The following is a 14,242-nucleotide window of genomic DNA, read 5'->3' on the forward strand; positions in this document are numbered from 1 at the left end:
AACATCATCCAGTTCCAACGCTGATTCGATCGCTTCACCGACCGTGAGCTCGCCGACTGGGCACCACTGCAGCATGTCTTCCACCGCCGCTACGAGGGGAAGCACCCGCCCATCGCGCTCCTGGATGAGCTACCGCAGGAGACGTCGCTCCACCACGCGATTGTCACCCATCTGCGAAGCGGCGGACGTTGGTACAACCGAACAGGATGGCTCCGTTCCTAGTGCCCATCGGGCTGGTCCGGGGCGAAGGGCCACTCCTCGAACCCGACGCAACGGCCGTCGGCGTCGAACTGCAGAATCCACAGGTCGCGCCAGCGCGCCGCGTCGTCCCCCAGGTAGGCGACCTCGATCCGCACCACCGCAGTGTTGCCGTCGACGGCGACGACGTCGCTCGTCATTGCGAACGCCTCGTCGGGGCCGTCGCGCTCGGCCTCCCACCATGCGCCGAGCCGGGCCAGTCCCACGACCGGGCGTGCCCACGGCGACGGCCGGTAGGACACGTCCGGCGAGAACAGCTCGGCAAGCGGCTCCGTACCTGGTGTGCGCCACACCCGCTCGTACCCGGCGACCCACCTTTCGACGCCTTCTCTGTCCACGCTCGCCATGCTGCCAGGCGCAGGCGCCGTCCGACGTCGTCACGAGGACGTGAGGTGCGACTGGCTGGGCGAGCTAGAGTCACGGCCGTGTTGTGCAGGACATTGCCAGCGGAGTGGGCTGGTGGACGCCGATAAGGCCGACACGGTGCCGTACGGCTTCGACGACGACGAGACGACAGTCCGACTCTTGCGGTCCGCACCGCCGAGGCAGGCGCTGGCGTGGGCAGAGCACGCTCTGAGCGGCACCGTCGAGTCGGTCGAGGTCCTGCAAGGGGGACTGTCCTCAGCGATGCACCTGCTGAGGCTCCGCCGTGGGACAGGACTCCGGACGGTGGTGCTACGCCGCTACGTCCGGCCAGAACGCCGGGCCGAGTGGCCAGACCTTGCCGATCGGGAGGCGCGCACCCTGTCCTTCGTAGAGTCCATCGCCGCGCCGACACCGCGGCTGCTTGCCGTCGACCCGACCGGAACTCGAGCCGGGACGCCTGCCCTGCTCATGACATGCCTGCCCGGCCGCGTCGAGTGGGTGCCTGAGGATGTGGATCCGTGGCTGCGCCGCATGGCGGAAGTGCTGCCTACGATTCACACCGCCACCCTTCCCGCGCCAGAGCAGTTCCCGGAGCACGTCCCCGACACTCCGAGCGGCTATGAACCACCTCATTGGACACATCGGCCCGAACTGTGGCAGCGAGCGGCCGAGGTCTTCCACCAGCCGGCGCCTGGGGACACCAGAGGGTTCATCCACGGCGATTTTCACCCCGGCAACCTGCTGTGGCACCGTGCGTCGGTCACTGGTGTGGTCGACTGGCAAGCTGCCAGCATCGGATCCCCGTCTGTTGATGTGGCGAACTGTCGCGGCAACCTCTTTCGCTACGGCCTGGATTTGGCCGACCGATTCACCAGGTACTGGGAACGCCTGACCGGCGAACGGTTCAACCCCTGGGCCGATCTTGTCGGAACCATCGGCTACCTGGACGAGCTGCGCGACGACCGGCCCTCCGACTGGCGGGAGCTCGAGGAAGCCCTCGCCCGCGCTGTCGCCGAACTCGACGGCTCCTGAACCACGAACGCCCTCGTTCCTGGGATGTAGCCCCTGCCGCCGCAGGCCCTCGAAGCGGTGCCGACAAGCTGGTCGACCTCGACCGCTGGCTCGCCGTGCACGCACGTCAGCTCATCCACGCCATGACCGTGCCACCTCAGTAGGTTCGTGCGTTCGACCCTGACTCCGGTCAAGAAGGTTCAACCGACCTTCTCGACGACCTCGCCACCGACGAAGCGTTCCTTGGCGTACGGAACCTCCCGTCCGTTGGTCAGATGGTCCCGCCGAAAGCGGCTGAGCTTCGGGAACGCGAGGACGACGGCGCCGGGAACACTGGCGACGAGCACCAACGCTCCGTACACCACGGCAGTCCTGACTCCCTGAGCGGCAGTCAACCCGGCGGCGCCGAACGCCCATGCGGCCACGCCTTCGCGCGGTCCCCAACCACCGATGTTCACCGGCAGCCCCATGGCGAGAAGGGCCAGCAAGGTCAGGGGGACGAGCTGCGACAGTGGTGCGGTCGCGCCCGCAGTGCGCGCCGCGACCAGGAACGTCGCCAGGTGGGCTGCCACGGCGACGGCGGAGGCGAGGACGACGCCGAGACAGGTGCCCTGAGTGAGGAGCCCGTCGCGGATGTCCGCCTTTGCCGTACGCAGCGCCCGGAGCCGCCGCACCAGGCTGTTTCGTGGCACGGCACGCGCCAGGAGTACGACCGCCAGACCGCCTACCAGCACCACCGCGGTCAGGGCGGGCATATGTGGTCGTAGAGGCGAGGGGAACGCGAACAACACGATGATCGCCAGGACGACCAGCACGACCTGACCGGCGGAGCGCTCCCACACCACCGCACGGACGCCGCGGCCGATGTCGCCGGCATCCCGTCCGTGGCGCACCGCGCGGTCGGCGTCTCCAAGCACTCCGCCGGGCAACAGCGTGTTCAGGAACACGGACCGGTAGCAGCGGGCCACGGCCGCGCCGATGGGCAACTGGACGCTGAGCCCCCGAGCGACCAGGCTCCATCGCCAGGCAGAGCTCACGGTGGCCACGCAGCCCAGGACGGACGCCGCCGCGACGGCGCTGCCGTCGATCAGGCGAAGTCCGTCGAGGAACGGGCCGGTCCCCAGCCGCCAGACCAGGAACCCGAGGACCGCCGCGCCGCCCAGCGTTCGGACCCACGTCCAGGACCGCCGCGTCACGGAACCGCCCGAGCAGGGTGCGGGCGTAGGACTCGCGCGGTTGCGCTGTGCAACGTTGGCCTCCTCGACAAGCGCCTGTTGTGACACACGCGCCAGGTGGGCGGCCGGTTCAATCCGAGCCGGCGAGGATGTCGCTGCGATCGACCACGACGCCGATCTGCCTCCTCGGCTGACGACTCGTGTGCATGCCTCAGCGTGGGGTTCGGCGATCGTCTCCGCCGGGGAAGTCCGGTATGAACGCTCGCGGGAGGGCGTCACCTACTCAAGAGGGGCCAGATCCCTCGTGCTCGGCGAGTGCGGCGAGTCGGTCAAGTGAGCTCTGCAGCTTGTCTGCCGTGGTCGCCCGAGCGCGTGGGAACCGGCTCTGGTCAGTCAGCCCGGTCCAGTCGTAGGTGTGGGTCACCCGCGTACGCGACGCGTCGATCGGCGTGAGCTCCCATCGCCACAGGTGGCCCGGCGGTTGCTGACCCGGCTCGGCCGGTCTCCAGGCGATGCGCTGACCCTCCACGAACTCGACCACGTGGTTCTCTCGGACCTGGCCTCTGGTGAGGGTCATGCTGAAGACATCATCGACAGCGTGGACTCGCTGCCCAGCGGCCGCCTCCGACAGGTTGTCGTTGCCATCCCAGCGAGGCTGTTGACTGGGGTCAGCGATGAACTCGAAGACGTGCCCGGCACCGGCCGAAATCTCCCGGCTGGCGCTGACGACGCGGAGATCCTCACGGTGATTGGTCATCGCCCTATCGAAACACACGACGCGTAGCCTGCCGGCGACTGTTGCCGGCCGCTTCACCGTCCCGCCGGCGGAAGGCGCAGAGCAGATCTCGATGAACCGGGTGCTCGACGCGATCTTCGGTGCGAACGGATAATCATCCGTTACACCGCGCGAGCCGGGAGGTGTGAACCATGGACGAGGCTGCTGTGGAGTGGCTGCTCGACTCCGAGGAGCCGGCGGTCCGGTTGGCGGTTCGCCGCGACCTTCTTGATGAGCCGGCCGAGGAAGACGCAGAGAGAATCCTGACCGGTCCGACGGTGACCGCGCTGCTGTCCGGTCAGCAACCGAACGGTGGGTTCGGGGGTGTCGGTGGTCCGTACGCCAAGTGGACGGGCGCGCACTGGAGGCTGGTCTCGCTGGTCGACCTCGGCGTCCCGGCCGCGGAACCCCGCATCGCAGCCGCGACCGAGCACGAGCTCGCGTGGATCGCCCGCCAGGGGCCCTACCGTGACAAGCCTGCCGAGATTGGCGGGTTGGCCCTCCTGTGCGGCTCCGTCGGCGGGAATGCACTGGCCGTCAGTTCACGCCTGGGCCTGGCCGCCGATCCACGGGCACGGAAAGTCGCCGAGACGCTGATCTCCGCTCAATGGCCAGACGGCGGGTGGAACTGCGACAGCAAGGCGTTGGGTCGCCGCTCGTCGTTCCACGAGACGCTCTCCACGGCGTGGGCGTTGCACGAGTACGCAGCGGCCACCGGTGACCAGGCCGCCAGCGCCGCCGCCGAACGCGCTGTCGAGCTCTTCCTGGAACACCGACTGCTGTACAGCCTGGGTACCGGCGTACGGCGGCGAGGCCGCGCGCACCGACGCCCGGCAGGTGAGGTCATCAACCCGCGGTGGCTGGAGCTGCGGTACCCGTCGTACTGGCACTACGACATTCTGCGGGTGCTCATCATCCTGTCCCGGATGGGCAAGCTCGGTGACCCCCGTGCCGGCGACGCTCTCGACGAGCTCGAACGCCGTCGCCTGCCGGACGGTCGTTGGGCTGCCGACGGGCGATGGTGGAACCCTGCCGGCAGCGCCACCACACCCGAGGTCATCGACTGGGGACAGCCAGGCCAACCCAACCTGATGATCACCCTCAACGCCCTGCAAGTTCTGCACGCCGCTGGCCGGGTCTCGTTCGGGTGACTTTGACGTGAGCAGCTTGGGGGCTCCGCTGCGTGGCGATGGTGGAACTATTGCTCGGCGTTCACCTGAACGTCCATGCGGCGCTCCCAGTACGTCACGCAGGCGACCTGCGACCAGTGTGTGTCGCCGTGCTCGAGGGTGTCGCCGAACACGTCGCGCAGCAGTTCGGTGAACGGCATCGCCGCTCCGACCTCGGCACCACTACGGAGTGCGTAGCCGAGATCCTTGTGGTGCAACGCCAACTGACCCCCGTCGCCGAAGTCGCGACGCATCATGCGGGCCATCGCCCCTGAGCCGGCGCTCGTGTCCCGAAGAGCCTCCACTATGCGGCCGACGTCAACGCCGGCCTTCGCGGCGTACGCGGCTGCTTCGGCGACGATCGCCGTGTTGACGCCGGAGATCATGTTCTGCACCAGCTTGGTGACATGGCCGTGCCCGTGCGGCCCCACCAGTGTGGACTTGTGTCCAACGACGTCGAAGAGGGGCTTCGCCTCGTCGTACCACTGCTGCGGCCCGCCGGCCATGATGACCATGCCGTGCGGGCTGCCCAGGGTGATCGGCGCGTCGATCATGCGTACGCCCGCGCGTTCGCACAGCTTCACCAGGCGCAGCGTACGTGCCGGGAGGCTTGTGCTCATGTCGACCAGGAGACGCCCGGGTGGCAACAGGCTCAACAGGCCACCATCCCCGGCGACGACCTCGTCGACAATGTCGGAGTTCGGCAGAGACAGCAGGACGATCTCGGAGGCCGCCACGAGCTCGGCGAGGTCGGCGGCACATGCCGCACCGTTGGCCCCCGCGCGAGACTGCGCCTTCTCCGACGGGTCGAGGACCGTGACCCGATAGCCAGCTGCGGCCAGGTCTTTCGCCATGCGGCCGCCGACGTTTCCGGCTCCGATCAGACCGACTGCTCGAGACACCATCTGCTCCCTGGAATCGGCGCTGAGGGCTATGGAATCGACCTCACCGCATCCCGGATCTCGCTTCTGCTCCCTCCAAGCGGAGGCCTAATCAGTCGAGGCCTCGAGGAAGTAGTCGATGTTCGGATCCAGCTCGATGCCGAGGACGGCGGCGACCCTGTCGCGGTTGGCCTTGGACACTTCGTAGGAACCGCCATACATCAGCTCGTCGTCGCCGTAGTCGAACAGCGGACGGAGTTCGAGGAACTTCTCCTCCGGAAACTCCTGCGAGAAAACAAGCTTGTCGTCTTTGCCGAAACCAACGATCTCACGAACGACTGCCATGCTGCCTTACCTGCTCCTATGGTTCGACCTTGCGGGTCGGATCTGCTGGTTTGGTCTGCTCACCGTCGGTGTTGTACTCGCCCTGGTGCCGGCCACGCTTGTCGTACTTCTCGAACGTGCCGTGCTGGCTGTCCCACTCGTAGATGTTGCCATCATTGTCCTTCCAGCGCTTCCGAGTACCGCCACCACCTTGGATCGGGGTCTTGCCGCGCTCCCGGGTCGCACCTGGGAATGGCGTGCTCTTCGGCGGAGGATGGTACTTCTGGCCCGGGGGAGGCTGTCCCTTGCGTGGAGGCGGGGCCTTGTTGCCCGCAGGAGGTACGGCATCCTCTGCGCGTCTGCCGATCTTGGAACCCATCGACTTGGCGGCCTTCTTGGCGCGATTCTTTCCCTTACCCAACGAGGGCCTCCAGTGCCTGGTCGATGAGCAGGTCGATGGCCAGGCCGGTGGCGTACTTGACAGCCGGGATGATCAGGAGTGAGGCGCCGAAGGTCTCCGGCGCCGCCACGATCGCCGCTGCGATGGTCTGGACGAGGATGACCAGCTGGACGATGACGAGGATCTTGAGGATGAGTACGGCCGCGGCGCAGACAAGGATGACGATGCCGACGACCGTGACTCCCTCGGCGTCTTTGCGCAACGTGTCGATCGTGTCGCCGGGCTTGGACCACGCGGCCTTGAACTGGTCGATGGCGTCGTCGTGGTTCTCGGTCCAGACCCGCTCAGCGGCCTCGTTCGCTTGCCGGGCGACGTCCTCGAGCTTGGCCTGAAAGTCCATCCAGGTCTGCCCGATCTGCATCATGCGGACCTCGTCGGCGTCGGGCCAGGTGAAGCCGAGCTCGTCCATGACGCTGATCGCCCAGCCAGGAAGCACCATGCCTTGTGCCATGTCAGTCTCCCGGCCAAGCGTCGTCGACGTGCTGCACGTTTCTCTTCTCGGCGTCTTCGTAGTTTTCCGCCATCACCTCGAGGGCCTCGGCGAACCAGTGGATGCCATCGACGACCGACTCGATCCCTTCGATCAGGACGACCTCCGCCTCGTCCAGACCAGAGCCCACGACCTGGCCGACCATCTCCGCCTCACCGGCTGCTGGCCCGACGCCGTACATATCGTTGAGGAACGCGTCGAACTCGTCGTCCAGCCGGTTGGCGGTCTTCTCCAGGTCCTTGGCGGAGCTTCGGATCTTGTCCGGATCAACCTGCTTCACCATCCTGCTACCGGTTCCGGTCCAGCCGTGCCATGGCCTCGTGGACCGCGCCGAACAACGTGCGCGCGGTCTCCAACGACTCGGCCTGTAGCTGCTCGATGTCACTCTGAGCCCGCTGTACGTCGAACCCGGACGACTGCTCGGCGGCCTTGCTGCGCAGGTCGTTCAAAGCCGCGTTGGCCGCGGCAGCCATCGCCTCGCACACCGCCTCGGAGCCGTCGCGCATCACGCGCGGATCCATCTCGAAGCGGTCGATCCGTCCAGGTGAGACGGCCACTGCGCGTACGCGGCCGTCGAGCACGGTGCCCTCACCGGACAGGATCTCGGCGCTCTCGGCGCCAGGTGTTCGCGCATCCTCGAACGCGCGTCGCGTCTGCGAGAGAAGTCCGTCGATCGCGGTCGACGACAGGTTCTCGGTCATCAGGCTCCCCGTGGACGAGAGAACTCGGTCGACTGGCGATGCTGCCACCTTCAACCCAGACCGTGCAGAAGTTATCCACAGGCCAGGATGCAAGCTGGACTGACGGAGGATGGGACGCGGAGCCAGCCGCAGGCCGCGGCCAGGTCGGCGTGAGGATGATAAGCCGCCCGGCGGCGCAGGTCATCGCGCACTTCTCTTGGTGCGCGACCCCTCTGTCGCCCTACCCGTCCGTCGTCCGTTGCACCGGCAGTTCCGGGCGCGTTGGTGGGCGGCATCGTCGCGCGGTCGTTGCACCAGCCAGATGACAGCGATCTGTGATCAAGCCTGCCTAGTGTCCCGAGGCATGGCTTCCACCAGCGCCGTGCCGGCAACTTCCCGCTTGACCGTTGTAGCGCGCGCCGCCGGCGCACTCGCGGTCCTTGCGCTCGCTCTCGTCGGCTGCGCGGCTGTCGGGACGGACGACGCCGGGCACGGAGGCTCGACCGGCGTGCAAGTCGGCGCGCAAGGGGGGTCGGCGGGTTCGTCGGCCTCCGTGAGTCCGACGCCGACCGCCACACCGACTCCCACCCGCACCTGGCCGCGTCACATCTCGCTGACCCGGGCGGACTCCTGCCGGATCCGCCGGGCCATCCCACCGAGCCGGCTCGGTTCGACTGCCGGGAAGATCGAGGACTCGCCGTCGCTGCAGTTCCCGGGGAACACGGACTGCTTCCGCCTGGGCAAATCCAGGTACACGGCCACGGGGATCGTCGATGACGACGGCATCACCTTGAGTGTCACCGCGGTCACCAATGAGAGTCTGGACTCCTTTTCTCGACGCTGCGGTGGGCATCGAGGATCGGATCGTTCGGCGGCTCAGCATCGAGGGGTTCCGCGCCGTCGTCGCCCGCAGTAACAACCCCGGGGCGTGCTACGGGCTGCTGGACGTCGCCGAGCACCAGCAGGTGTACGTGGTGCTCGGCCAGCCCTACACCGCAGACGTCGGCAAGGTGGTCGTACCCCGGAAGAAGCTCTGCGCACTTGTGCCGGCGGCACTTACCGACGCACTGCACGCCGTCTCGTGAGCGGATGGCCGTCGGCGGCGGGACCAGGACACAGTGTGGGCAGGTCCCCATGCCCCGGCCTGACTCAGCCGCGGCGGAGGACGTCGCGTAGGACCTGGGGGTAGTTGGTGATGATGCCGTCCACCTGCCAGTTGATCGCCCGGCGCATGTCCTGCCCGGCGTTGACGGTCCAGACGTGGATCTCCATGCCGTGTGCGTGAACCTGCTCGACGGTGGTCAGGTCGATCGCCCCCAGCGCTGGGTTGACCTGCTGCGCCCACGTCGCCGCGGAAGCGATGTCGGTCTCGGTCGGCTTGTTGCCGTACAGCAGCCCGACCGGCACGTCGGGAGCCAGGTCCTTGTAGGTGCGCAGCCACGAGTGGTTGAAGCACTGGACGACCACGCGGTCGGCCTTGAGGGCGCGGTTGAACGCCGGAAGCGACCGCAGCTCTTTGTCCAGGTCGGTATCGATGCCGGGGTAGAGCTCAGGTGACTTCGGCTCGAGCAGCATTCCGGCCTGCTGACCAACGGCGTTGACCCATTCGGCAAGCGTGGGCACCTGCTCGCCGGCGAACTCCGGTGCGAACCACGAACCGGCGTCGAGTTGCTTGATCTCCGCGAGGGTGAAGTCGCGGACGTTCCAGGGAGCACGGTCGGGGAAGACCTGCTCGACGTCGGTGGTGCGAGTCAGCGTCGTGTCATGCATGATCACCAACGCACCGTCCTGGGTGCGTTGGATGTCGTTCTCGATCACGTCCGACTTCTGCGCGATGGCCAACCGGACGGCGGCGAGCGTGTTCTCCGGGGCAACGCCGGACGACCCCCGATGGGCGATGACGTCGACTGGCCGCTCGGTGTCGGCGACGACGGGGGCGGCGAGGCCGAGTGCGGCCAGCAGGGCCACGAATGTGGCGAGTGCGGCGGCGCGGAGGCGCGCGGTGCGAGGCATGGTTCCCCTCCCGATGACGGACGGCCCCGGGTGGCCGACCGAACGGTCACTGACACTGACGTGCGAAAGCGAACGGCCGGTAACAGTCTGCCCAACCTGGCGTCCCTCGCTTGGCCGGTAGTGGCACGCCTTGTGGTCTGGTCGTTCATCTCGGGTCATCGGTTGCTTTCGACCGGGGCCGCGAGCTGACCAGTTTAGGTCTTGACCGGAACTCTCGTCACACCTATGTTCATGCACGAAGTGGCTGCGTGAAACACCCTGCCGGGCAAGTCGAAACTCAGGTCAGAACTGAGGTGTCCATGAATGACCTCCTCCCACCTTGGCCAACACGACAACCACCAGCAGCCGGCTTCCATGCCAGCCGCCGCGATGTGCTGCGCTACGGCATGCTCCTCGGATCAGCGGCGCTGCTGCCGCCACTCCGCCCCGGTCCTGCCGCCGCAGCGGAGTTGACGCCCACGCTCGCTGACGTACCGACCAAGACCCAGGCGACGGTCTACACCACCGAGAAGGTGGCGGCTGCCCGCCGCAACGTCGAGCAGTACGAATGGGCGAAGGCGGCCCGCGACGCCGCGGTCGCGAAGGCCGATTCCCTTGTCGCCAAGGGCGATGAGTGGCTCTGGCGGCTGGTCAGCGGGCAGGGTGTGCCGCGCAGCTATGCGGTGAACCAGGACCTCGGCTCGCCCATCACCGGCAAGGACATCTACCGGTTCGGCAACTACCCGTGGCTTGCGGACCCGCTCGACCAGCCGTGGAAGCTGATCGATCCATCGGTGCCGGAAGGCTCCGGGCAGCCGCGGATCTACCCGACCAACGACTTCGGCAAGTTCTATGCAAGCGGCCTCGACGAGCACGGCACCTTCGACCGCGCGCGTGCTGACCGAAGCCTGCTGGTCAACGAGCTGTACCCGGAGAAGGGCCCGACATGGGGAGTCGACGACGGGTTCGGCTGGATCGACGACAACGGCGCCAAGTGGACGTTCATCCCCTACTACAACCACTGGTTGGTCTGGTACAGCGCGACCGCGCTCTACGCCGAAGCAGCGTCCATCTTCAACGGCCTGCCCGCGCTCCGCGATGCGTACATCACGACCGGCGACCCGACGTACGCCCACGCGGGGCTGGTCCTGCTCGACCGGATCGCCGACGTGTACCCGTCGATGGACACCGCTCCGTACAAGCGATCGGAAGGCTACTTCCACTCCGATGGCTTGAGTGGCAAGGGGAAGGTCGTCGGCTGTATCTGGGAGACCGGCCTGTCGCAGCGGATCTGCGATGCGTACGACGCTTTCTTCCCCGCGATCGCTGACACCGACGAAGCGAACGTGGTGCCGTTCCTGTCCGAGAAGGCCCGCCAGTACGGACTCTCCGCGAAGGACACGCCGGCCGCGATCCGGGTGAACATCGAGAACGGCATCCTGCGGCAGGTGTACCCGAGCGTGCAAGTCGGGAAGATCCGTGGCAACTTCGGCATGCACCAGCGGTCGACCACGCTCGCCGGTGTGGTGCTGGACGCCCCGGCCGAGACGAAGGAGTGGATCGACTTCGTCTTCAAGACTGGTGGCGTGACGCCCGCACCCGACTATCGAGTGACAGGCGGCGACGTGTACCGCACGCTCGTAGACGTCGTGGACCGCGACGGCATGGGCAATGAGGCTTCGCCGGGATACAACCGGCTGTGGATCGGCCACATCCGTGGCATCGCCGACCTCCTGTCCGGATACTCCGGTTACCCAGCGGCCGACCTGTACCAGCACCCGAAGTTCCGGAAGATGTTCCAGGGCATGCACCCGCTGGTGATGCTGGGCGCGTACGTGCCGCAGATCGGTGACACCGGTGCCACCGGCATGCCCGGGTTGTTCGGCTCCGCGAACGAGTTCTTCTATTTCTTCGAGAAACTCGGCCTCCCCGAGTATGCCCAGATGGCCTACCTGATGGGCGGCAACAGCGCCGACCACCTCTACGGTGACCTGTTCAGCCCGGACGTTCCTGGTACCCAGCAACGGATCCGGGACGTCATCGCCGAGCACGGGATGTGGCAGCCACCCAGTGAGAACCTCACCGGGTACGGCCTCGCGATGCTCCGGGACGGATCCGGCAGCAAAGCGCGCGACATCTGGGTCTACTACGGCCGCACCACCGGGCACGGCGACCTCGACGCACTCAACCTCGGAATGCACGGCTTCGGCGTGGACCTGTTGCCGGACCTCGGATATCCGGAGTTCGCCGACACCAGCATCCGCACCCAGGAGTGGAACCAGAACACCGTCGCCCACAACACAGTGGTGGTCGACAAGAAACCGCAGGCAGGCCAATGGGTCGGTACGCCGCAAGGGTTCGCGGTCGGTGACCGGGTGCAGGTGTGCGACACGTCGGCACCCCATGCGTACGTCCAGACCAGCACCTACCGCCGCCTCACGGCGATGGTGAAGGTCGACGACGAGAACTTCTATGCCCTGGATGTCTTCCGCGTCGTCGGCGGCACGGACCACCACTTCTCGTTCCACGCCGCGGAGGGCCCCGCGACGGCCGACGGGCTCACGCTGGTCGAACAACCAATCGGCACCTACGCCGGCCCGGACGTGCCGATGCCACCGGACGACGCGCCATACCGCAAGGGTGCGAGTGGCTTCGACTGGCTGGACAACGTTTCCCGCGACACCGACCCGACCGGACCGTTCAGTGTGGACTGGAAGATCACGGACACCTGGGGGGTGCACAACCCCGACCCGAACCTCCACCTCCGGCTCACCATGCTGTCCGATGTGGACGACGTGGCGATCTGCGACGGCACCCCGCCACGCAACAAGCCGGGCAACCCGGCGAAGCTTCGATACCTCATCGCCCACCGCCACGGCACCAGCCTGGCGAGCCAGTTCGTCTCGCTGATCGAGCCCTACGTCGACCGGCGGGTGGTGCGGTCGGTGTCCACTGTGGCGGTACGGGCACTGGATGGCACGATCGCTCCGCACGAGGTGGCCGCGGTGCGGGTGGAACTGACCAACGGACGGGTCGACTACATCGTCAACGCCACCAGGGCCGACGTGATGCTGAGCGTCGAGGTCGGCAACGGCAAGGCGTTCACGTTCCGTGGCTCGTTCGGTGTCTACTCCATGCACGGCGGTGAGCCGGTGTACGCCTGGACCCACGGAGCGAGCTTCCTCGGCTCACTACCGAAGATGCAGGGACCAGCCGCCGCAACCGGCACTTTGCAGGACTTCACCCGCGACCTGTCGGTCGACAACGAGCTCGTCGTGAAGCTCGACAGCGAGCTGGCGGACAAGACCAAGCTCGACGGCAGCTACGCCTATGTCCACGTCCCCCGGTCCACACACGCGAGAATCGCGTTCCCGTGGAGCACACCTTCCAAGGCAGGCGAGTACGGGGCGTTGAGTCAGCAGATCACTGTCCAGCAGGCGGCCTCACACCAGCTGGCGCTGAAGGTGAACGACGACTTCACGGGAGCTACCGCCGGCTATCACTTCATCCAGGTGCTGATCGACGGTGAGGTCGCTGTCGAGCAGGACGTTGCCGGTGCGACCCAGTGGCGGGAGGTGACCGCCGACGTCACCGGACAGTTGGCCGGCAAGACCACCGCAGTGCTGACACTGCGTTTGATCAGCAAGAAGGGCGTTGGCAACTTCGGCGTCACCGCGATGTTCGACGACGTCGCCATCTCGGGAACGACCATCGAGAACGCAGACTTCGAAGATCCGGAGTCACCCGCCTGGCGGCCGGAGTCGAACTCGCCGAGTTTCCTCATCAACCCCAGAGCGACCGGCGAGGGCAGCAGCGGGCGCAACGCCGTCTACCGCATCCACAGCGCACGCTTCATCGACGACACCACAGTGGTGCTCGACATCGGCGACATCACCACGGTGCGCGGCTACGTCGACCCGGACGACTTCAGCAAGGGCTACCAGTACGACGTGGCGGCCGGATCGAAGGTCGACATTCCCCTCACCCGGCAATGGGAGCGGTGATCTTCGCTGGACTGCCGACAAGAAGGCATTGCCGGATGACAACGCCCATGGCTAACAACACCCGCGTCCGAGATCAGGTTGGCATGGGGAAGAGTGGGTTGGAGACTCCTGCGACAGGAAGGAGTGCGCCATGAGATTCAACAGGTTGACTCTCGGCGGTCTCGTCGGGTCCGGTGTCGCGGTCGTGGCACTCGCGGTCGGCGGCGCTGCCCCTGCGGACAACTCGGCTGCGGCGGGTACGAACGCCCAGACCACTCTGACGGCACAGAGTGCCCCGAGAAGCCCCGAACTTCTCGCGGGCCGCGACATGCAAGACATGCATGACATGCACGGCATGTTCGGTCGGATGTTGCACGGTGAGTTCGTACTTCCGAAGGCTGGTGGTGGGTACCAGACCATGGTGATCCAGCGAGGATCGGTCCAAGAGGTGAGCTCTTCCGAGATCACCTTGCGAAGCGCAGACGGCTTCCGCGACAGCTACCTCGTCGGCGAGGACACCCTGGTCAACTCGGGTCGGGAAGGCATCGGTTCGATCAGGGAAGGTGAGCAGGTGAGCGTGGTGGCCACAGCAAACGGACAGAACCCGACTGCTGTCCACGTGTCGGACGTTTCTCTCATGAAGTCCCTGCGGGAAAAGTTCCACTCGCAATGAGAGCT

17 protein-coding genes are annotated in these 14,242 nt (G+C 66.7%); 6 read left to right on the plus strand and 11 right to left on the minus strand.

All coding sequences use genetic code 11. The features are described from left to right. Positions 1-120: 120 nt before the first annotated feature. The gene (locus ABN028_RS35550; protein WP_502877646.1) at positions 121-222 is read left to right on the plus strand and encodes a hypothetical protein; all 102 of its coding nucleotides are present in this window, start codon (positions 121-123) and stop codon (positions 220-222) included. On the opposite strand, the gene ABN028_RS30945 is transcribed toward ABN028_RS35550, so the two are convergent. After that, the gene (locus tag ABN028_RS30945; protein WP_349331325.1) at positions 219-596 is read right to left on the minus strand and encodes a nuclear transport factor 2 family protein; all 378 of its coding nucleotides are present in this window, start codon (positions 594-596) and stop codon (positions 219-221) included. The two genes, ABN028_RS35550 and ABN028_RS30945, sit on opposite strands and share 4 nt — an antisense overlap. A gap of 121 nt (positions 597-717) precedes the next feature. Between ABN028_RS30945 and ABN028_RS30950 the strand changes: the two genes are divergently transcribed. Continuing rightward, positions 718-1,656: a phosphotransferase family protein gene (locus ABN028_RS30950; protein WP_349331326.1), complete on the plus strand. Its 939-nt coding sequence runs from the start codon at positions 718-720 to the stop codon at positions 1,654-1,656. A gap of 179 nt (positions 1,657-1,835) precedes the next feature. Here the strand turns inward: ABN028_RS30950 and ABN028_RS30955 are convergent, their stop codons facing one another. Both ABN028_RS30955 and ABN028_RS30960 read right to left on the minus strand, forming a co-directional pair. Next, positions 1,836-2,831 (minus strand): lysylphosphatidylglycerol synthase transmembrane domain-containing protein, encoded by a 996-nt coding sequence (locus tag ABN028_RS30955; protein WP_349331327.1) that lies wholly within the window; start codon positions 2,829-2,831, stop codon positions 1,836-1,838. Between the two features lie 262 nt (positions 2,832-3,093). Then, positions 3,094-3,567, minus strand: a complete 474-nt coding sequence (locus ABN028_RS30960) for an SRPBCC family protein (protein WP_349699063.1) — start codon at positions 3,565-3,567, stop codon at positions 3,094-3,096. 170 nt (positions 3,568-3,737) lie between these two features. Between ABN028_RS30960 and ABN028_RS30965 the strand changes: the two genes are divergently transcribed. Further along, entirely contained in the window at positions 3,738-4,736 is a 999-nt protein-coding gene (locus tag ABN028_RS30965) for a hypothetical protein (RefSeq protein WP_349699064.1), read from the plus strand. 47 nt (positions 4,737-4,783) lie between these two features. Here ABN028_RS30965 and ABN028_RS30970 read toward each other — a convergent pair whose 3' ends face one another. The 7 genes from ABN028_RS30970 to ABN028_RS31000 all read right to left on the minus strand — a co-directional run bounded on the left by ABN028_RS30970 (position 4,784) and on the right by ABN028_RS31000 (position 8,399). Continuing rightward, positions 4,784-5,659 (minus strand): NAD(P)-dependent oxidoreductase, encoded by an 876-nt coding sequence (locus ABN028_RS30970; protein ID WP_349699065.1) that lies wholly within the window; start codon positions 5,657-5,659, stop codon positions 4,784-4,786. Positions 5,660-5,743: 84 nt separating this feature from the next. Further along, positions 5,744-5,980, minus strand: coding sequence for a DUF7683 domain-containing protein (locus tag ABN028_RS30975; RefSeq protein WP_349331331.1), 237 nt, complete (start codon positions 5,978-5,980; stop codon positions 5,744-5,746). A gap of 16 nt (positions 5,981-5,996) precedes the next feature. Beyond that, a complete protein-coding gene (locus ABN028_RS30980) occupies positions 5,997-6,380 on the minus strand; it encodes a colicin E3/pyocin S6 family cytotoxin (RefSeq protein WP_349331332.1) in 384 nt (127 codons plus the stop codon). Continuing rightward, on the minus strand, positions 6,373-6,870 hold the full coding sequence (locus tag ABN028_RS30985; protein ID WP_349331333.1) for a WXG100-like domain-containing protein: 498 nt from the start codon (positions 6,868-6,870) through the stop codon (positions 6,373-6,375). Before ABN028_RS30985 ends, ABN028_RS30980 begins: the two co-directional genes overlap by 8 nt. Before the next feature lies 1 nt (position 6,871). Beyond that, entirely contained in the window at positions 6,872-7,192 is a 321-nt protein-coding gene (locus tag ABN028_RS30990; protein ID WP_349331334.1) for a hypothetical protein, read from the minus strand. Positions 7,193-7,196: 4 nt separating this feature from the next. Then, a complete protein-coding gene (locus ABN028_RS30995) occupies positions 7,197-7,610 on the minus strand; it encodes a hypothetical protein (protein WP_349331335.1) in 414 nt (137 codons plus the stop codon). A 582-nt stretch (positions 7,611-8,192) separates the two neighbouring features. Continuing rightward, positions 8,193-8,399 carry a hypothetical protein gene (locus tag ABN028_RS31000; protein ID WP_349699066.1) on the minus strand — a complete coding sequence of 69 codons (207 nt, stop codon included), beginning with the start codon at positions 8,397-8,399 and terminating at the stop codon, positions 8,193-8,195. Positions 8,400-8,401: 2 nt separating this feature from the next. On the opposite strand from ABN028_RS31000, the gene ABN028_RS31005 reads away from it, so the two are divergent. After that, a complete protein-coding gene (locus ABN028_RS31005) occupies positions 8,402-8,674 on the plus strand; it encodes a hypothetical protein (protein WP_349699067.1) in 273 nt (90 codons plus the stop codon). Between the two features lie 64 nt (positions 8,675-8,738). Here the strand turns inward: ABN028_RS31005 and ABN028_RS31010 are convergent, their stop codons facing one another. Further along, positions 8,739-9,602 (minus strand): glycerophosphodiester phosphodiesterase, encoded by an 864-nt coding sequence (locus tag ABN028_RS31010; RefSeq protein ID WP_349331337.1) that lies wholly within the window; start codon positions 9,600-9,602, stop codon positions 8,739-8,741. Positions 9,603-9,901: 299 nt separating this feature from the next. Here ABN028_RS31010 and ABN028_RS31015 point away from each other — a divergent pair, with 299 nt between their 5' ends. Beyond that, positions 9,902-13,585: a heparinase II/III domain-containing protein gene (locus ABN028_RS31015; protein ID WP_349699068.1), complete on the plus strand. Its 3,684-nt coding sequence runs from the start codon at positions 9,902-9,904 to the stop codon at positions 13,583-13,585. Between the two features lie 130 nt (positions 13,586-13,715). Then, the gene (locus ABN028_RS31020; protein WP_349699069.1) at positions 13,716-14,237 is read left to right on the plus strand and encodes a hypothetical protein; all 522 of its coding nucleotides are present in this window, start codon (positions 13,716-13,718) and stop codon (positions 14,235-14,237) included. Positions 14,238-14,242: the final 5 nt, after the last annotated feature.

Origin of the sequence: Actinopolymorpha sp. B17G11 (assembly GCF_040196095.1) — a bacterium.
GTDB lineage: Bacteria > Actinomycetota > Actinomycetes > Propionibacteriales > Actinopolymorphaceae > Thermasporomyces.